This window comes from Microbispora sp. NPDC046973 (assembly GCF_040644495.1).
Lineage (GTDB): Bacteria > Actinomycetota > Actinomycetes > Streptosporangiales > Streptosporangiaceae > Microbispora.
Window position 1 is genome coordinate 111,012 of the sequence record NZ_JBEYWQ010000012.1, and the last position, 18,963, is coordinate 129,974.

Below are 18,963 nucleotides of genomic sequence, written 5' to 3' on the forward strand. Positions count from 1 at the left end.
CATGACCGTCGACGATCGCTTCGTCCGCGACCTCCGCGAGCCGCAGGAACAGCCCATCGGCACGCGCAACGAGATCATCACCGGCCCGGTGTCCGACTGGACGACCGACTTCTCCCACCTTGAGTCCGAGTGGGCCGCCGATCCGTACCCCATCCAGGACGACCTGCGGGCGCGCTGCCCGATCGCGCACACCGAGAGGTTCGGCGGCGGCTGGCTGCCGACGCGCTACGAGGACATCGCGGCCATCGCCTACGACACCGAACGCTTCTCCTCCCGGGCGATCATCATGAGCAACTACCGGCCGCCCCGGGAGCTCGCGCCGGTGGGAGCCGTGCCGCCGATCTCCTCCGACCCGCCGTTCCACCACGACGCGCGCAAGCTGCTGCTCCCGGCGTTCACCAAGAAGGAAGTGGCCAAGCGGGAGGAGGCGACGCGGGCGTTCTGCCACTCCCTGATCGACGGGTTCGAAGGCGCGGAGATCGTCGATGCCGCCCGCGACTACGCGCAGCACATCCCGATGCGGGTCATCGCCGACATGCTGGGCTTCCCGCCCGAGGACGGGCCCAGGTTCCGGGAGTTCGTCGAGCACGCGCTCGAAGGCGTCAACCTGCCGCCGGAGCAGCGGGTCGCGAACATGGACGAGCTGTTCGACTACCTGTACGTCCAGATCCGCGACCACGTCGACCACCCGCGCGACGATCTCACGACCTACCTCGTCGACGCGGAGCTGTACGGCCGCAAGCTCGAACCCTCGCACGTCGCCGGCACGATCGCCCTGCTGCTCATCGCCGGGATCGACACGACGTGGAGCGCGATCGGCGCCTCGCTGTGGCACCTGGCGAAGACCCCGGCCGACCGGGAGCGCCTGGTCGCCGAGCCCGGACTGCTGCCGACCGCGATGGAGGAGTTCCTCCGGGCGTACGCGCCGGTCACGATGGCGCGGCTGGTCAAGGAGGACATGCACTGGCGCGGCGTCGACATGAAGGCCGACGACTGGGTCCTGCTGTCGTTCCCGGCCGCCAACCGCGATCCCGCGCAGTTCGACCGGGCCGACGAAGTGATCATCGACCGCGAGATCAACCGGCACGTGGCGTTCGGGCTCGGCATCCACCGCTGCGTCGGCTCCCATCTGGCCCGCATGGAGCTCCGGGTCGCCCTGGAGGTCTGGCTGGAGCGGATCCCCGTGTTCGGCCTCGCCGATCCCTCTGCGGTGACCTGGGCTCCCGGCCAGGTGCGGGGGCCGCGTACGCTTCCGCTCCGCGTCGGCTGACCGCCGGCGGGGCCGTCCGCCGAGGCCCGGACGGACGCGACGGCCGTCATCGGGTCCCCGGGCGGGGGCACGCGGCGCCGGCGTACGCCGCCAGGGTGAGCCGGGCGGTGCGCGCCCAGCTGTAGCGCTCCCGCACGTACGCGGCTGCCCGCAGGGCGAGCCGGTCCGCCTCCTCGGCGTCGCCGAGGAGGCGCAGCAGGGCCGCGGCCAGCTCGCCGGGATCGTCGCGTGCGCAGCGGACGGCGCCGTCGCCGACGACCTCCGGCGAGTAGCCGGGCCCGACGACCACCGGGCGGGCGAGCGCCATCGCCTCGACCGCGACCAGGCCGAACGGCTCGTACACCGACGGGAAGACGCAGACGTCGGCGGCCAGGAAGTGCGCGAACACCTCGGCGGGGGCGAGGAAGCGGTTGCCGGCGACCACGTGCCCGGAGGTCCGCGTCCGCTCGATCAGCCGGGCCACCGTCGAGGCGTCGTCGGTCTGCGGCGCCTGTGCGCCGATCAGCACGAACCGCGCGTCACCGTGCTCGGCGACGACCCGCGGCACCGCCCGGATCAGCGTGCCGATCCCCTTGTGCGGCGACGGCCGCCCGGCGAACACGACGAGCCGCCCCTGCCCGCCGGGCAGGTAGCGCCGCCGCACCTCCGCGCGGACCCGGTCGCGCTCGCCGTCGGGCAGCCCGGCCAGCCGCAGCAGTCCGGGCTCCTCGAAGCCGTGCGGCACGACGAGCATCCGGTCCGCGGGCCAGCCGCGGGCGGCGAGGTCGTCGCGCATGCGGGCGCTCGGCACGATGATCAGGCGCGCCGTCCTCGCCTGGGCCGTCTCCAGAAGGTCGAGGAGTACGGCGTACGCCGACCGGTGCCCATCCATATAGGCGTTCAGCTCGCGGGTGTGCACGTGGAACACCACCGGCAGCCGCCCCAGCACGCGGCACAGGATCCCGGCAACGCAGCCCATCCAGTCGTGCACCGCGACGACCGCCCCGGTCCGTCCCGCCTCGGCCGTGAGGATCCGGGCGGCCGCCCGCACGTTGAAGACGAGCAACCCGGCGACCCTGGCGAGCCGCCGTACGCCCGGCGGAAGGACCGGGCCCCCGCGCAGGCCGTAACCGGGGGTGGGCAGGCGGTGCAGCGTGACCTCACCCCGGCGTTCGGTCCGGGGCGCCCGGCCCCGGCGGGCCGTGGCGCCGAAGACCACGACCGGCACCCCGGCGTCGCGCAGGGCGTCCATGATCCGCTCGGCGTACCGGCCCAGCCCGCCGACGACGTCGGGCGGGACCTCCGAGCAGACGGCGTAGACGCGGACGCCGGGGGAGGCATGATCAGCGGTGGGCACGGCGCGAACCTAGTCCCTCACGCCACGCCCGGCCAAGCCCGTCCCGGGCATTGCGGCCGCGGCGGCAGCGGGACCGCTCCGCACGACGAGGACGGTCGGAGCGCGGGCCGCCCGCCGGTGACTACGGACGGAGCGGCGCCAGGTCGTCGCCCGCGCCGGAACAGGCGCGGATCACGTCGGGCGTGAGCGTCACCCCCGGCACGCCGCACAGCACCTCATGGAGGTCCTCGGAGGTCGCCAGCTCCCGGAGTGACTCCGGGAGGCCCTGCGCGGAACCTTCCATGATTCGATCGATCGCCTCGGGATGCGCCTCCAGGTGGTCGGCCAGCTCCGGCCATCGGATGCGAAGAAGCGTCCACAGCGCGAGGGTGTCGGTCGGCACCAGGCTGCCCTCCAGAACGCGTACGGCACGCAGGACGGTGTAGGTGTTGACGAACCGCTTCATCGCGCGCGGATTGCTGTGCAGCAACCGGGAGAACTTCGCGAGGGCGTGCCGGGAGACGTCCTGTACGCCGGCGTCGAGGATCCGTTCGACCGCCTGCGCGGCCACGATCTCGCGGACCCGGGGGTCGGCTTTCGCCAGCGTCTCCAGCACCTCGATCTCGTCGCCGCTCGCCGTGAGCGCCGCGCGGACCTGGTCGGCGGTGGCGGGCGGGGGCTTCTCGGCGCTCACGCCGAGCAGCCGGCCGAAGTACAGGTCCCGGCCGGCCCCGCCGAGCCTCGGCATGGGGACGCTGAGCTGGAAGAGCTTGTCCAGGAACAGGTAGCCGATGGGCCGCCCCGGCTCGGCGACGGCCGATTTGAACGTCTCGTACGCGTTCTCGTAGGCGCAGCGCAGCCAGGCGCCGTCCATCGCGACGACGAAGCTCGGGGCGTGCCAGCCTGGGGTGCGGCGCACGGGCCGCCGCCAGTGCGCGGGTACGTCGCGGACAAGCGTCTGGACGGAGTCGAGGAAGTTCACGACGTAGTCGGCGGTGCAGCGGTCGAGGTCCTCGACGAGGACGACGATGGGCCGCCCGGCGTGGCGCACGAGCCAGGCGATGTGCTCGGCGACGTCGTTCATGGGATCGGTGTGGGAGTCCTCGAAGGTGCGGGCCCGGCGCGCCGACGCCCACATCGCGTACCTGCTGAGGAGGATCCCGGCCGTCCACAACGCGCCGGCCGCTCCGACGACGGTCGTGACGGTCTTGAAGGCCGGCTCGACGCTGCGGACCGTGATGACGCCCGCCCTGAACAGCAACGCGGCGAGGAGCGCCCCGCCCACCAGCAGCAGCCCCGACAGCACCTGAGGGGCGCCGTCACGGCGGACGCGCGCAAGCAACTCACGCAGGAGGAAGAGGGGACGCCGCCAGCGAGGCCTGTGCTGGACGACCGCCTTGCGGATGGCGACGAGCAGCGCCCACCAGGGCGGTTCGATCCGCACGTGCCGCCAGGTGTCGAAGAAGGCCACGATCGAATCGCCGTGCAGTTCGCGGGCGAGCAGCTTGAGCAGGGTGCTCTTGCCCGTCCCCCACGAACCGTCGACGTGCACCAGGAACGACGCGTCGGGGGTCTCGGTCCGCGCGTGGCGAAGTTGCCTGGCGAGCACGTTGGCCAGCGCGGTCCGCTTGAGCACGTCATGGTCGGCCGGTGCGTCGCTGACCCACTGCGTGCGCTCCCGCCCGCCGGACGCGACCTCCGCGGCTCCCCGGCGCCGGCCCCTGGCAGCCCCGGCGGCTCGCTCCGGGGCGGAGCGGACGACGGCGTCGAACTCCGGCCACGTCTCGGCCAGAGCGGGAGCCGGGCTCATGTATCCGGCTCTGCCTCCCTGCCCGTCCGCCGCGACGATGATGCCGAGCACCGCGCCGAGTTCGGGGCTCCAGACGGGCGCTCCGGAGTAGCCGACCGTGAACCCCGCGCTGTCGGTGACCTCCAGTTGGACGGCGCCGCTCGGCAGGCTTCCCACCGTGCGCCCGGACACCCAGCGCCCGTCCGGGTAGCCGTCCGGAAAACCGTAGACGCTGACCTGAAGGCCGGGCGGCGCGGCGGCGGCGAACTCGACCGGCCGGACGTCCGGCGGCAGTGCGGTCTCCAGCCGGAGGACGGCGAGATCCCCCGTCGGCAGCTCCGAACCGGGTGTCGCCGGCGCCAGGAAGTGGACCTCTGCCCGCGAGGGCCCCGTGCGGAGGAACGGGAAGTCCACCAGCACGGTCTCCGGCCGTTCCTGCCTCCCGCGGATGATCACGTGCGCGCACGTCAGCACGAGATCGGCGGCGACGAGGACGCCCGCGCCCGAGACCTGCCCCGTTTCGTCGGCGATACGGGCGACGGCCTGCTCGACTGTTGCCTGCTCGGCTGGGGAAGCCGGGGGTGTGCTCATGGTCACATCGTCCTACGCGCGGACGGGACATGCCCGCCGTCCCCGTAGGAGGAGGGCCCGCCGTGGCGGACACGGCGGGCCCTCCGGTCACTTGGCCGTGTTGTCGACCTCCAGCACGAGCCGGGCGAGCTCGAGCCGGTCGAGGTTGGGCGCGTACGCCGTCGCGTTGCCGAGGACGAGTGCGCCGGAGGCGGTCGTCAGGGTGAGCGGCGTGGCCTGCGACCAGAAGTTGTCCCAGGCGTAGTCGTGCCGGAACACGCCGCGCGTCGTCGCCCCGCCCGTCTCGGTGATGTCGAGGAACCGGCTGATGACATCGGTGTTGTAGGGGTGCCCGGTGTTCCTGTCGGCGTTGGCGTAGTGGGCCACGAGGACGTACTCGCCGGGGCCGAACCCGGCGGGCCGGGTGAGGGTGAGCGTGTTGCCCGCGCCGTTGCCGACGTCGGCCACGTAGGCGCCCGCGGAGGCGTTCGAGCCGCTCGTCGCCGGGACGGTGACCACGCGGGCCGTTCCGGCGCGCTGCGCCTGCTCGGCCTCGATCCGGTAGGCGGCCGCGTCCGCCTCCCCGGCCCTGACCGTGGTGAGGCCGCGCAGCCGCAGCCCGGCCGGGCCGCCCACCTCGACCACCGAGACGCCGGCCGGGAGGTACACGCGGGCCCGGGAGGCCGCCTCACCGGGGCGCGTCGCCCGCATACCGGCGATCCGCCGCCCGTCGACGCGGACGTCGAGGTCGCCGGCTCCGGCCGCCTTGTAGGCGAAGGTCAGGTCGTAGTAGCCGTCCTCGCTCACGGCGGCGAAGAACGTGGCCCGTGCGCCGCCGCCGAGGGTGACGGCGGCGCCCCTGCCCTCGCGGGTGACGCCCGCGCCGCCGGACAGCCGGGCCTCGTCGGCCGGGTACGCCGCCCGCTCGGGGCCGGTGATCTCGGTGAGGTCGAACTTGTCCAGCGTGATGTCGCTGCCCGGCAGCAGGGTGGTGCCGTCGGCGCTGGTGCGCAGGGACAGCTCGTGGACGCCGGCGGTCAGCTCGACCTCCACGTCGGTGCGGCCGCGGTAGGTCCAGCCGAGGTCGGCCGAATACTGCACGATCTGGTCGAGCTCGCCGTCCACGAACAGCGCGTGCCTGCCGGGAACCTTGTTCGCGCCCTGGAAGACGCCCAGGCGGTAGCGGCCGTCGCGCGGCACGGTCACCGGGAACGTGACGGCGGAGTCGACCGCGTTCATGGAGCCGACGTCCCGCTTTCCGGAGGTCGCGTAGAGCTGCGGGTCCGCGGTGGTGTCCTTGTCGTACGCCCGGGCGGAGGTGAGCGTGGCCGACTCGGCCTCCACCGAGACGCTCCACGGCGCGTCGGCCGCGGGCGCGCCGCCGCTCGACGGGACGATCGTGACCCGGTGGGCGGCCATCACGTCGCCGCCCGGCAGGTCCACCCGGAGCGTGCCGTCGCGCACTGTGGTCCGGGTGGCCGCGACGACCGGCGGCTGCACGGCGTCGCCCTCGTAGCCGGTCCACGTCGTCGTGGACACGACGACGTCGACCTGCGTGCCGAAGACCGCGGGGTCGAGCCCGGAGAGGTCAAGCCGGACCGGCGCGCCGCCGCCGCCGACCAGCACGGTGCCCCGCCGTACGGAGGGGTCGACGGCCGCGACGGCCTGGACCGTGTCGGGGACGTCCGGCCGCGGCGGCGTGACCCGCACCGTCTGCCCGGTCAGGTCGGCGTACCACTTGAGCAGCCACCACGCGCCGTTGGCCTGGCGGGTGCGCACCGCGTGGTCCGAGAGGTTGCCGGCGTAGGTCCAGAACGCCATGTCGGCGTCCACCTTGGTGTCCTCGAACATCGCGATCCACTGGATCATCTGGCCGGGGACGGACATGTCACGCCGGTTGCCGTACTCGTCGATGTTGATCGGCAGCGGGCCGACGCCGAGGTCGCGCTCCATCCGCCGGTAGTCCTCGTAGTGGCCCCGGTAGGCGGCGAGGCTGTCGCGCGACAGCTCGTGCCAGGCCATGATGTCCGGCAGGCAACTCTTTCCGCCGCAGGTCTCGTCCCTGGCCCAGGTGAGGAAGTCGCGCAGGCGGCCGGGGTTGTAGCTCGCCTCGTTCGGGCCGACGACGCGGGCGCCGGGGTCGATCGACCGGATGCGCTCGACGACCGCCTTCCAGTCGCTGAAGAACCTCTGCTTCATGGTGGCCCAGTCCTGGTACCAGATCCAGTCGGGCTCGTTGAACGGCACCCAGACGAACCTGCCCTTGTCCTGCGGACGCTCCGTGACGACCTTGCGCACCATCGCGTCGACCTTGGCGAGGTAGTCGTCGATGCCGAGGTTCTCGTAGGGCCACTTGCTGTAGACGTCCTGCATGTAGACGACGATCTCCTCGCCGCCCGCCGCGAAGAAGCCGTCCGCGATCTTGAGTGCGTCGCCGTTGGGATGCTGGTCGCCGTCCGGGGCCTTCTGGGCGACCGTACGCGGCCGGGCGCCGGCGACGAGGGGGTCTCCGGGGACGCCCGGGTCGGACAGGCCGTACAGCATGCCGGTCGCGCCGCCGTGGACCGGCCCGGTGCGCTGCGCGAAGTCGACCGCGACGACGTCGGCGGCGGCGGTGTCCGCGCCGGCCGGCCCGGCGACGGGCCCGGCGGTCAGGGTCGCCGCTGCGAGGGCCGCGGTCACGGCCGTCGAGCCGGCACGCCGGGATGACCTTTGTCGGTGCATGGGTGTCCTCTCCTGTTACCGGGACGCGCGAGCGCTCCGGAGGGGGGTGGTACGGCGAGCGCTCACTTGACGGCGCCGCTGGTGATGCCGGAGATGATCTTGCGCTGGGCGACGGCGAAGACCACGACGAGCGGCAGGCTCATGAGGATGACGTAGGCGAAAATGAGGTGCCAGTTGTTCAGGTAGAGCCCCGCACTGGCGACGCGGAAGAGGTTGAGCGGCAGGGTGTCGAGGCGGCCGCCGACCACGAAGAACGCGTAGAAGACGTCGTTCCAGACGTAGAGGCAGACGAGGATCGTGGCGGTGGCCAGGACCGGCCGCAGCAGGGGCAGGACGACGTGGAAGAAGACGCGGACGGGCCCGGCGCCGTCGATCTGGGCGGCCTCCTCCAGCGACACGGGGATGGTGCGGACGAAGCCGGTGACGAAGAAGATCACGGTGGACATGTAGATGCCCATGTAGACGCCGATCATCCCGACGGCGCTGCCCGCCAGGCCGAGCTGGCGCAGCAGCAGCACGACCGTGATCACCGCAGGGGGCAGGATGATGCCGCTGATGGCGAGCGCGTACAGCACGGCGGTGAGCCGCGTGGCGCGCCGGGCGAGGATCCAGGACGCCATCGACCCGAGGATCAGGACGCCGACCACGGCGGGCACCACGACGAGGAGGCTGCCGAAGAACGCGGCGGGCACCTCGCCCTCGCTCCACACCTCGCCCAGGTTCTCCAGCAGGTGCCAGTGGGTGGGCGGGGTGAGGTCGGGGATGAGGGCCTCGCCCCGGGACTTGCCCGCGGTCGCCACGACGAGCCACAGCGGGATGCCGATGACGACCAGTGCCAGCGCGGTGGCGGCGAACGGCTGCAGGCGGGTCGGGAACGAGGTCTCCCGGCGGGCGGGGGAGTGCGACGTCACAGGATCTCCTCGCGCTTGCGCAGGATGCGGATGACGGGGAAGGCCATGAGCGACACGAGCAGGAACAACACCAGGCTCATGGTCGTGGCCTGGGCGAACAGGCCCTGCCCGAAGGTGCGGTAGATGAAGATGTTGAGGATCTCGGTCGTCCGCGCCGGACCGCCGCCGGTGGTGGCCTGCACGATGTCGAAGCCGTTCATGGAGCCGAGCAGTGCGGTGGCGACGTTGAACGTGATCGCCGGGGCGAGCAGCGGGAGGCGCAGCCGCCGGAACGCGTGCCATCGCGAGGCGCCGTCGATGCGTGACGCCTCCATGATCTCCTCGGGGATCGTCTTGAGTCCGGCCAGGTAGATGAGCATGGACAGGCCCATCCACTTCCACGCGTGGACCAGCGCGACCACCACGATGGTCCAGCGGGTGTCGCCCAGCCAGGCGTAGTCCACGTTGTGCCGGAAGAGCTGCGACAGCAGCTGGTTGAGGCTGCCCTCGGGCTTGAGGAGAGCCTGGAAGACGTAGCCGACGGCCAGGGCGGACATCAGCACCGGGATGAGGAAGAAGACCCGCAGCGTGCGGTTGACCCAGGTGTCGCGCTCGAGCAGGAGGGCCAGGCCCAGCCCGAAGAGGTTCTGGAAGACCGCCACGAGCACGGCGTAGACCACGGTGATCCGCAGCGCGGCAAACAGCGTGCCGCTGGAGGCGAGGTCGGCGAAGTTGGCGAACCCGACCGGCCTGATGGCGCTCTTGAAACCCGACCAGTCGGTGAACGCGTAGACGAAGTTGAACGCGGTCGGCAGGAAGAAGAACACCAGCAGGATCGCGAACGCCGGGGCCATGAACCACATCGGGTGGGTCCGGTCCGGCCTGCCGCGGGTGCGGCCGGCGGGACCACGCGGGGCGGGCGGCGGCGCGAGCGGCCGGTCCGGGACGGGGGTGTCCGTGGCAGTCAGCATGGCATGTCCTCAAGGGCCGGGCGCGGAGACGGGGGCGAGCCGCGGCCTCCGCGCCCTGTCGATGGGCCTGTCGATGGGCGCGAGTCGTCGGGCGTCAGAAACCGGCCGCGCCGGCGGCCTTGGCGAGCTGGGCGAACTGCTCCTGGGTGGTGGAGGCCACCTGCTCGGGCGTCATGGTGCCGGTGATCATGTCGGCGAGGTTGATGTACAGGTCGGGGTTGGCCACGGCCAGGGCCTGCATGGAGCCGACGGCCTCGCCGAGGGAGTCGTGCACCTGCCGCAGCGCCTTCGGCACCGAGGCCGGGCTCGGCACGTCGGTCTCCAGGGAGACGGTGTCGCGGTCGGCGACGAAGTCCTTGTAGCCCGGGCCCATCCAGAACGACAGGAGCTGGCGCGCGGCGGCCTCGCGCTTGGCGTCGCCGGTCTTGAAAGCCACGAGAGCGTTGGACTGGTCGGGGATGAAGGTGCCGACGTTGCCGCTGGGGGAGATCGGGAAGAAGCCGATCCTCTTGTCGAGGGTGGCGGTGTCGGCGGTCGCCTGGAGCTGCCCGAAGAAGGAGTTGACCTGGATCACCATGGCGGCCTTGCCGTCGAGCAGGGCCTTGCCCTGGTCCTCGAACGTGGCGGTCTTGATGTCCTTGTTGAACAGTCCCTCGTCGATCAGCGACTTGTACTTCTTGATCGCGTCGAGCACGACCGGGCTGGAGAACGTCTCCTGGCCCTTGTTGATCTTGTCCCAGAGCCCGTTCTTGGCGGCGTCGGCGAGCTGGACCTGGACCCACCACTGGGTGGCCCACCGGTCGCCGGCCATCTCGTAGAAGGGGGTGACGCCCTTGGCCTTGAGCCTGCGGGCCAGCTCGACCATCTCGTCGAAGTTCTTCGGGGTCTCGGTGACGCCGTTGGCCTCGAAGACCTCCTTGTTGTAGTAGACGCCCTCGACGGCCGGGCTGGTGATCAGGGCGGCGTACCGCGTGCCGTTCAGGATCCCGGTGATGTCCTTGAGCTGGGGAGCGAGCTTCGACAGCCAGGGGGCCTGGTCCAGCGGCTGCAGGTTCGTCCTGGCGTTGACGGCCGTGAGCATGGACGCGGTCGGCTGCCAGAACGCCAGGTCGGGCTTGTCCCCGGTGGCGACCTTGGTCTGCACGCCCTGCTCGTACGGATCGGGAATGGTGACGATCTCGACCTTCGCGCCGGTGGCCTTGCCGAACGCGTCGACGACCTGCTTGGGGACGGCGTTGCTGTTCTGTGCGGCCCAGATCGTCAGGGTGACGCCGTCGAGCCTGGCCGTCGGCTCCGGCCAGGTGGTGGCGGCCGCGTCACCCGCCGTGCCGCCGGCGGTGTCCGCGGAGGGGTCCACAGAGGGGTCGCTGCAGGCCGCGGCGCCCGCGGCGAGTACGGCGGCGATCGCCAGGGTCTGCCATTTCTTCATGGTGTCGATCTCTCTTCTGGGGGGCGCCCGGACCGCAGGCCCGGGATTGTAGAGCAGGAGGGATTAATTGGACGATGATGATGAAGCGGGTGAAACGCGAAATATGCGGGCAGATGGGCGGTAAACCGTCTTGGCGAGAATGAGTCGGCCCTTCTGCGGGTCCCACTCCCCGCCCCAGGCGGGCAGGTGGCGGGGGTAGACGACCTCGACGTTCACCCGGCGTCCGGCGAGGTGCGGAAGGGACAGCGAGGCCGCCGACGGCTCGTCCGCGCGGCACCAGACCCCCACGTAGGTGTGGTCCGGTGTGGTCAGGCCGAGGCTGAGCCAGGGGTCGGCCCAGCCGGGAAGCCCCAGCGGCCAGACGGGGACGGCGGCGGCCAGGTCGGTGCGGATGTCCCGGTAGGCGGCGACGGCCGCCCTGACCGCCTCGCGCTGCGCGCCGCTCATGGTGGGCAGGTGGCCCGACAGGTAGAGGCGGCCCAGCATGCCGGTGCACAGGCTGTAGGCGACCTGCTCGTCGTCCATGTCCGGCTGGGGGTAGGCCCAGCTCGCGGACTGCTCCGGCAGGACGGACAGGGGAGCCGCCACCGCGATCGGGGGATACAGCAGGGGGTCCTGCTGGTCGCTGGTGGACTGGAGTTGCATCCGCGACAGCAGGGCGTAGTCCATGCGCATCGCGCCGGAGGCGCAGTTCTCCAGGATCAGGTCCGGATGGCGGTCGAGGACCGCCTCCAGCCAGGCCAGGTGAGCCCTGTTGTGCGCGAGCAGCCCCGCGCCCGGGCTCGCGGCGTCCACGTCGGTGCCCGCGCCGGGGTCGATGTTGTAGTCGAGCTTGAAGTAGCCCACGCCGAGCTGCTCCACGAGCCGGTCGACGACCTCGTCGAGGTGGGCGACGGCGGCCGGGTGGCGCAGGTCGAGGTGGTAGCGGCCGTGCTCCACGATCCTCGTGCCGCTCCGCTGCAGGAACGCCGCGGCGGGCAGCTTGTCGGCCATCGGGCTGCGCACGCCGATCACCTCCGGCTCCAGCCACAGGCCCGGGACCATGCCGCGCGTCCTGATGTGGGAGAGGACCTCCTCGATGCCCCGCGGAAACCGCGTCTGGGACGGCTGCCACTCGCCCACGCTGTCCCACCAGTCGCCGTCGTCGTCGTACCAGCCGGCGTCGATGCAGAACACCTCGGCGCCCGCCTCGGCGGCGGCGTCGATCAACGGGATCAGCTTCTCGGTCGTCGGGTCGCCCATGAGGGTGTTCATGTAGTCGTTGAACACCACGGGCAGGCGGGCCCGGTCCGGATGGGGACGCACCAGGGCGCGGCGGTGGGCGGTCAGGGCGGCCGCCGCGCTGTGCAATGCAGCGGAGGCGCCGTGTAGCCCGCCGGAGGAGACGGCCACCGACGCCGGGACCGTGGTGAACGACTCGCCGGGGGCCAGGACGGTGTGCCACTGGTGGTCGATGTCGGTGGGGCCGAGGAGAGCGACGTAAACGCCGTCCCTGCGCTCGCCGATCTCCCACCGCCACGGGCCGTTGTGCTCGACCTGCCACAGCCATGCCCGGCCGGAGGCCGGGTCGAGCAGGCCCGCCGTGGGCAGGTGCTGCCCCGTCGACCAGGCGCCCGTGCTGGTGACCGCCAGGCGTCCCCGGCCGTCCTGGCCGTGCAGCGGCAGGTTGAGGTCGGCCATCTCCTCGCGCAGCGGCCGCACGCGCCAGCGGCTCTCGCCCAGCCACTCGCTGTCGGCGCGCACGACCTCGAGCCCGCCGGCCGAGCCCGCCGGGAACCCGGCGGCGAACGAGGTCACGCCCAGCACGACGGCCTCTCCGGTGCCGCGGTTGGTGATCGTCGTCCAGGACCGTACGGCCGGCACGCCCTCGGCCGAGCGCAGGTGTGTGTGCGCCTCCAGGCCGGTCTGCTCGTCACGCAGGGTGACCCGCAGTTCGTGCCACCGCCCGTCGCGGACCTGCTCCGCCCCCACATAGGTGAAGCGGCGGCCGACGGCGGTGTCGGAGAAGCGGTGGGAGGCGCGCGCCCGTCCCTGACCGGCCGGCAGCACCTCCACGAGGGGCTGCGCGGGCGGTCGCGGTCCCGCGTCGCCCGTGCCCAGCTCGCGGATGCTCACCACACCGTCGGGTGATATGGCGATCACCACACGCAGTGCCGAGTGCCCCCACACCAGGCTGGTCTCGGTGTGCCGTGAGTTCAACTGCGTCTCCTGACGGTCGAGCCGGGTTCTCCGGAGGTCATGGCGGCGTACGGGCCGTGACGGTGGTCCTCGCGGGGGAGAACGGCGGCGGGCGGCGGGCGGACCCGGGAGCCGTTCCCCTGCACAGGTGTGACCGGTCACATCCGCACAAATGTGAGTGTGACCGGTCACACAACCAAGGAAAAGGGTCCGTTACGTTGTTGTTAACAACATCCGGCGACGGGCCCGGACAGGCCGCCGGCGCGCCTCACGGCCCGTAGCCGGTTGCGCCCCCTTCCGATCGCGCGGCTGGGCGCATCTGCTCGCGCAGGTCCAGGCCGCCGAGGGCGGGATCGACTGGCAGGTGCCGGTCGACTAGACCTCGGCTCGGGCCTATCAGCATGCGGCCGGCGCGAGGAAAACACCTCCGCCTGTGATGCCTGCGGCAAAGGGGGTACCCGGCGGGACAAAGCGGGGCGATCCGGCATTACTGAGCTTGTCCGCCCGCCTGGCGGAGGTGGTCCAGCAGGTGAATGTCTAGGGCGTTCACGCGAGGTCTCACCATGAAGATCCACCTGTCCGCCGACGGCCGTTGCCGGCCGCTGTCCTTGGTGCTCACTCCGGGACAACATGGCGACAGCCCGCAGTTCCAGGTGGTGCTGGAGAAGATCTCGGTGGCCCGGATCGGGCCCGGCCGTCCTCGGAGCCGGCCGGGCAGCGTCAGCGCGGACAAGGCGCTCTTGGACGACCGGTCCACGACGAGACGAGACATGCGTGCCCTCGACTGCCCGGCTGCGGAACGCACTTTACGTTCCCTCAGCCATTCGTTACTGTCGCCCCGTAATTGTCTGTAAATGGATGAGTTAGGCGTTCTGTGCCACGGATAATAGGGGAGCTCATGCACCGGACGGCCATCACTGCCTTGGCCATCGCAACCGCCGTGGCGACGGCGCCCCTCACCGCCACCCCGGCGAGCGCGGCCACGAAGCCGAACCTCCGCGCCTGTTACGACGGGAAGTGCACGATCACAATCACGAAGCCGGTCAGCTTCCGTGTTTCCAGCCGCTACCACTTGTCCAGAGTGCGCGTCGCCAAGGTGTACAGCCACATCTACAACAAAGACATGGTCCATGTGTCGGGGCCCGGTGTCAGCGTGACACTCGGCGAAGGCGCACGCGGCAGCCTGAACAGCCTGTCGGTGCGCGTTCTGTCGATCACAAGCCGAGGGGCGAAGGTCCGCTTCTCAGGGTGACGGCCCCAGCCCGGGAAACGTTGCGGCGCGCAGCACTGGAGGTGCCGGACGGGCTCTCGGCGCTGGTGTGGAGGTACGCCGAGGAGCCCGGCAGGGTCCCGGCCACTCTCGCCGACGTCCCGGCCCGCACCGCCGGTTCCACGGCGCACGCCAAGGAGCTCAAGAAGCACGGGTTCCGTTTCGTCGGCCCCACCACGGCCTACGCCCTGATGCAGGCCATCGGCCTCGTCAACGACCACGTGGCCGACTGCCACGTCCGAGAGGCCGTCACCGCCCAGGTCAGCGGCCTACGCCGCGTTTGACGGCTCCGAAGCGCCTATCGGGCCCTCGAAGCGGGGGCGCCCACTGCTGCCTACCGGCGAGGTGGTGCGGGCCGATCACCCCGGCCCTGCCGAGTGGGTCCACGGCATCCTGGCCCTCGACCGGAGCCGGGCCGTGTTCGCCTACGTGCAGCTGGAGACCACCGTCGTAGAGCGGACAGCGCCGATGCGACTGCCCGGGCTCGACCCCGACGCCGAGTGCGTCGTCGAGGCCATCCCCGGCGAGGTCTCCGGACCGCCCGGCCGTCATCCCGACCGGGCGTCGAGCCAGGCGGGCTCACCGGCCGCGCCCTCGCCGCCATCGGCCTGCCCGCCCCACGGTTCGCCGACATATCAGGCACCGCCTTCCTGTTTCTTTGCTCCCGGGTCTGAGCGGTGGGGCCGGGCCGGATCTGGAGGGCGGACGGGGGAGTCCCAAGCCGAGTCCGTCCTCACTCGACCAGCAGTGAATGGCGCGAAACACAGTACGGCCCAGCGTCATGGCGTCCAATACAGGGAAGCGCCGATGTGCATTCGCCGATCGCTGCGGTCAACGGGCGGGAAGGGGATGACGAACGGCAGAGCTCAGCATGAATATTTCAGCCGCAATGAATCTTTCACGCTCTTGCCGCTGTTTACCCAGCTCAAAGTGCCTGTACGTCGCGGCTGTGGTGCAGTCGTCGTTCTCGCCCAAAAATTGGCGGGACGGTAGAACTCCTGGCGTGTAAGAGTCGTCCCCCATCGGCCGCCGCCAGGTTCCCTTCACCTCAGTCTCGAGGGAGACAACGCAAATGCGGTTACCTATGCTCAACCTTCTGCGTCGCCTGGTCACCATGTCCACTGGGGGTGGCGTGATCCGGCGTCTGTCCGTCGCGGTGGCGGCCGCGCTCCTGGTCAGCCCTGTGCTGGCGTCACCCGCCTCGGCGCACGGTGCGGTCAGTGACCCGCCCGCCCGTCAGTACGGCTGCTACACCCGTTGGGCCAGTGAATGGCAGTCGCCGCGGATGGCGACAGAGGATCCGATGTGCTACAAGGCCTGGCAGGCCGACCCCTCCGCGATGTGGAACTGGAATGGGCTGCTGCGCGACGGCGTCGGCGGCAACTACCAGACCGCCGTCCCCGACGGGCAGCTGTGCAGCGGTGGCCTGACCTTCAACGGCCGGTACGCCGCGATGGACGAACCGGGTCCGTGGAAGACGGTGGACAAGCCGAACCGGTTCACCCTCAATCTGCTGGACGGATCGTCCCACGGCGCCGACTTCATCCGTGTGTACGTGACCAAGCAGGGGTTCGACCCACTGACTCAGCGGCTGAAGTGGAGCGACCTGGAACTGGTCACTGAGACGGGCAGAATGCCTACCGGCACCACGACGCCGGTGGAGGTGTACGCGCCCGGCCGCACCGGCCACCACATCGTCTTCACGCTCTGGCAGGCCAGTCACCTCGACCAGTCGTACTACTTCTGCAGTGACGTCAACTTCACCGGCGGTGGGAACCCCTCGCCGAGCCCTTCCCCCAGCCCGTCGGCGAGCCCCAGCCCATCGCCGACGCCGTCCCCCAGCCCGTCGGCGAGCCCCAGCCCGTCGCCGACGCCGTCCCCCAGCCCGTCCCCGACCGGTGACCCTTCGCTCGGCTGCTCGGCCACCTACCGAGTCGTCTCGCAATGGTCCGGCGGCTTCCAGGCGGAGGTGCGTGTGGTGGCCGGCTCCAGGGCGATCAACGGGTGGAAGGTCGACTGGACCTTCACCGGAAACGAGAACGTAAGCTCGGCGTGGAACACCACCCTGACGACGAGCGGATCCACGGTCAGCGCCCGCAACCTCGGCTACAACGGCGCGCTCGGCGCGGGAACCGGCACCACCTTCGGTTTCCTCGGCACCGGTACCAGCGGCACACCCACCCTCACCTGCACCGCATCCTGATCCATACTGGACGGTCCGCCAAGCCCGCCGCTGCTTCGGCAGCGGCGGGCGTGTGTCGGGTGGGCCCGATACGAACGACAACAGGATGCCGTCCCAGCAGACGGAGAAGGGACAACCAGATACCCGCGGCCGACCGCGTCGGTGCCCAGACATTCCGTTCGTGTCTTGAGAGTGGCTTTCAGCGTGTTGGCCTCGGCGTCGGCCGCGCGGCGCTCAGCTTGTAGGAGCAACCAGGTCGTCCAGCAGACCGGGTGCAGTGTCGCTGGCCAGCAGCTCGTTGTGCAAGACGCGGTACTGCCCCTCACTTCCTGAACGCAGGCACTCTGAGAAACCCGCGGCGTCCGCGGCTATCTGCCGCTTACGGTCGTAAACGCCTCCCACGAGAAGCCGGGGGTGGCACGAGACGGTCAGGGCCATCAGCCGGCTTGGCCAGCTCGGCACGACTTTCGCGTTGAGCGCGGCCACCGCGCCCACGATGTCCTTGGGCAGTGATACAACGCACACGTCGGCAGCCCAGACACGATCACCATCGTTGCTTCGCACCCGGAGCAAGGCGTCGAGGTCGAAGCAACGCCGCCCCGGAGGCAGTGGCCGTCCGTACCCTGGTCCGCTCCCGTCCTCCTCGTAGCCGCCGATCCCGAGGACGGGACCGCCTCGTGAAGAGTCGGCGAAGCTGATCGCGAAGCGACGCGCTAGCGATCACAGGCTTGTCGCCCTTCTGCTGTGCCGGCAACCGTTCAGGAGAGGAAGGCGATCGTCAGCTTCCGAGGAGGAGAAGGAGGAGATATCCGGCAGGGCATATCGCCCAGCCGCACCAGAACGACAAGGGTGGTAGAGCTGCCGGCGTCGCCGACTGTGTCCGTGTCGGCACTCTCATGGATACGGCGGCTCCCAGCACGCCGATTGCCAGGAAAGCGAGCGGCGTGTACACGAAGAGAACCGAAATTGTGTAGAGGCTGAACGTCAGTATGAAGAGAACGAAGGCCACGACAACGTAGGTGGCTAGAACGGCGGCCACACCGGCTAGACCCCATAGCAGTTGTCTTGCCGGTGTGCTCATGATCGGATGATCCTCCTGCCCGAGAGGATCCGCAAAACGAGCGAGAGGCGGCATGCGAGCATTCGTGTGCCCCTTGGTGGTCGGCCACGGCACGGACGGCCTGCTCAGCTTGGGCAGGCGAAAGCGGCGACATCGCCGGATCTTCTCGCGCGGTACGGCGGCGAGCGCTGATCGCTTCCCTATGAGCACAAGTCGGCATGGTCCGTTGGCCGCGGACCCGGCTCACGCGGGCGGGGGCGCGGTCGACTCGCGCACCACCAGCCGCGGCGGCGTCAGCGACACGGCCGGCTGGGGCTCCCCGGCGAGCTCGGCCAGCACCGCCGCCACCGTGGCGCGGCCCAGCCCCGCGAAGTCCATCTCCACCGTCGTGAGCGCCGGCGTCCAGTACTCCGAGCCCGGCACCCCGTCGAAGCCCACGATGCTCACGTCACCCGGCACGTCCTTGCCCGCCTCGAACAGCGCGCGGCGCACCGCCAGGGCGATGTCGTCGTTGCCGCACAGGATCGCGGTCACGCCGGGGTCGGCGGCCAGGACCCGTCCCGCCTCGTACGCCGATCGCACGTCCCAGCCCGCCGGCACCACCGGCGGAACGGCGGCTCCGGCTTCGGCCAGCGCACGGCGCCAGCCCGCCTGACGTCCGCTGTGCTCCGACTCCGAGGGGATCGCCACGTGATGGACGGTCCGGTGTCCCAGGGTCAGCAGGTGCCGCGTCGCCTCGGCCGACGCCTGCTGCTCGTCCAGGCAGATGGCGGGCCGCGCCACACCGCGCACGCCCGGCTCGATGGCGGCCGCCGCGGGCAGGGAGTCGGGCAGCGCACGCAGCACCGCGATGCCGGCCGCGTCGAACGCGATCACGATCACGCCCCCGGCGCTCGGATCGCTGACGTAGTCGGCGGCGTTGCGCACGTCGCCGTCGCGGTCCGACTCGACCACCCGCACCCCGACGGCCAGGCCCTCGACCCGGGCCGCCTCCTCGATGCCCTGCAGCGTCGAGGCGTATCCGTACAGCATGGTGTCGGAGGTGACCACCGTGACGCCTCGCGCGCGCCCCGTCCCCAGCGCCCGGGCCACCCTGTTGGGCCGATACTGCAGCCGTTCGATGACCTCCATGACGGTCCGCCGCGTCTCGGCGCTCACCTTGGGCGAGGCGTTGAGCACCCGGGACACCGTCTGCCTGGACACGCCCGCCGCCGCCGCGACGTCCCGGATGCTCGGCACCGTCTCCCGGCCGGGACGCGGTGAGGGCACCTCAACAGGGGTTTCGTTCACGCCTCCATCGTGATCGGTCTGCCGA

Annotated in this window: 12 protein-coding genes and 2 pseudogenes; 5 read left to right on the plus strand and 9 right to left on the minus strand. The window is 71.0% G+C overall.

Going from position 1 to position 18,963, the window contains the following annotated elements:
- Position 1 precedes the first annotated feature (1 nt).
- Positions 2-1,270, plus strand: a complete 1,269-nt coding sequence (locus ABZ860_RS22730) for a cytochrome P450 (RefSeq protein ID WP_357223261.1) — start codon at positions 2-4, stop codon at positions 1,268-1,270.
- Between the two features lie 46 nt (positions 1,271-1,316).
- Here ABZ860_RS22730 and ABZ860_RS22735 read toward each other — a convergent pair whose 3' ends face one another.
- From ABZ860_RS22735 to ABZ860_RS22765, 7 genes are all read right to left on the minus strand, one after another.
- Positions 1,317-2,606 carry a glycosyltransferase family 4 protein gene (locus tag ABZ860_RS22735; RefSeq protein ID WP_357223264.1) on the minus strand — a complete coding sequence of 430 codons (1,290 nt, stop codon included), beginning with the start codon at positions 2,604-2,606 and terminating at the stop codon, positions 1,317-1,319.
- 121 nt (positions 2,607-2,727) lie between these two features.
- Positions 2,728-4,965, minus strand: a complete 2,238-nt coding sequence (locus ABZ860_RS22740) for a P-loop NTPase fold protein (RefSeq protein ID WP_357223267.1) — start codon at positions 4,963-4,965, stop codon at positions 2,728-2,730.
- A gap of 87 nt (positions 4,966-5,052) precedes the next feature.
- A complete protein-coding gene (locus ABZ860_RS22745; protein WP_357223270.1) occupies positions 5,053-7,668 on the minus strand; it encodes a hypothetical protein in 2,616 nt (871 codons plus the stop codon).
- 62 nt (positions 7,669-7,730) lie between these two features.
- Complete coding sequence (locus tag ABZ860_RS22750; RefSeq protein WP_357223273.1) at positions 7,731-8,579, minus strand: carbohydrate ABC transporter permease; 849 nt, start codon at positions 8,577-8,579, stop codon at positions 7,731-7,733.
- Positions 8,576-9,529, minus strand: coding sequence for a sugar ABC transporter permease (locus ABZ860_RS22755; protein ID WP_357223275.1), 954 nt, complete (start codon positions 9,527-9,529; stop codon positions 8,576-8,578). Before ABZ860_RS22755 ends, ABZ860_RS22750 begins: the two co-directional genes overlap by 4 nt.
- Before the next feature lie 94 nt (positions 9,530-9,623).
- A complete protein-coding gene (locus tag ABZ860_RS22760; protein ID WP_357223278.1) occupies positions 9,624-10,958 on the minus strand; it encodes an ABC transporter substrate-binding protein in 1,335 nt (444 codons plus the stop codon).
- Between the two features lie 63 nt (positions 10,959-11,021).
- Positions 11,022-13,157 carry an alpha-galactosidase gene (locus ABZ860_RS22765; protein ID WP_357223281.1) on the minus strand — a complete coding sequence of 712 codons (2,136 nt, stop codon included), beginning with the start codon at positions 13,155-13,157 and terminating at the stop codon, positions 11,022-11,024.
- A gap of 533 nt (positions 13,158-13,690) precedes the next feature.
- Between ABZ860_RS22765 and ABZ860_RS22770 the strand changes: the two are divergent.
- The 4 genes and pseudogenes from ABZ860_RS22770 to ABZ860_RS22785 form a co-directional block, all read left to right on the plus strand.
- Positions 13,691-13,873 (plus strand): annotated as a pseudogene (locus ABZ860_RS22770) (IS5/IS1182 family transposase); the annotation flags it as partial.
- Positions 13,874-14,034: 161 nt separating this feature from the next.
- Entirely contained in the window at positions 14,035-14,388 is a 354-nt protein-coding gene (locus tag ABZ860_RS22775; protein ID WP_357223284.1) for a hypothetical protein, read from the plus strand.
- Positions 14,389-14,414: 26 nt separating this feature from the next.
- Positions 14,415-14,690, plus strand: a pseudogene (locus tag ABZ860_RS22780) (DNA-3-methyladenine glycosylase I); the annotation flags it as partial.
- A gap of 830 nt (positions 14,691-15,520) precedes the next feature.
- Positions 15,521-16,609 (plus strand): lytic polysaccharide monooxygenase, encoded by a 1,089-nt coding sequence (locus tag ABZ860_RS22785; protein ID WP_357223286.1) that lies wholly within the window; start codon positions 15,521-15,523, stop codon positions 16,607-16,609.
- A 757-nt stretch (positions 16,610-17,366) separates the two neighbouring features.
- Here the strand turns inward: ABZ860_RS22785 and ABZ860_RS22790 are convergent.
- Together ABZ860_RS22790 and ABZ860_RS22795 are read right to left on the minus strand one after the other, a co-directional pair.
- The gene (locus tag ABZ860_RS22790; protein ID WP_357223289.1) at positions 17,367-17,669 is read right to left on the minus strand and encodes a hypothetical protein; all 303 of its coding nucleotides are present in this window, start codon (positions 17,667-17,669) and stop codon (positions 17,367-17,369) included.
- Positions 17,670-17,891: 222 nt separating this feature from the next.
- On the minus strand, positions 17,892-18,938 hold the full coding sequence (locus ABZ860_RS22795) for a LacI family DNA-binding transcriptional regulator (RefSeq protein ID WP_357223292.1): 1,047 nt from the start codon (positions 18,936-18,938) through the stop codon (positions 17,892-17,894).
- Positions 18,939-18,963 lie beyond the last annotated feature (25 nt).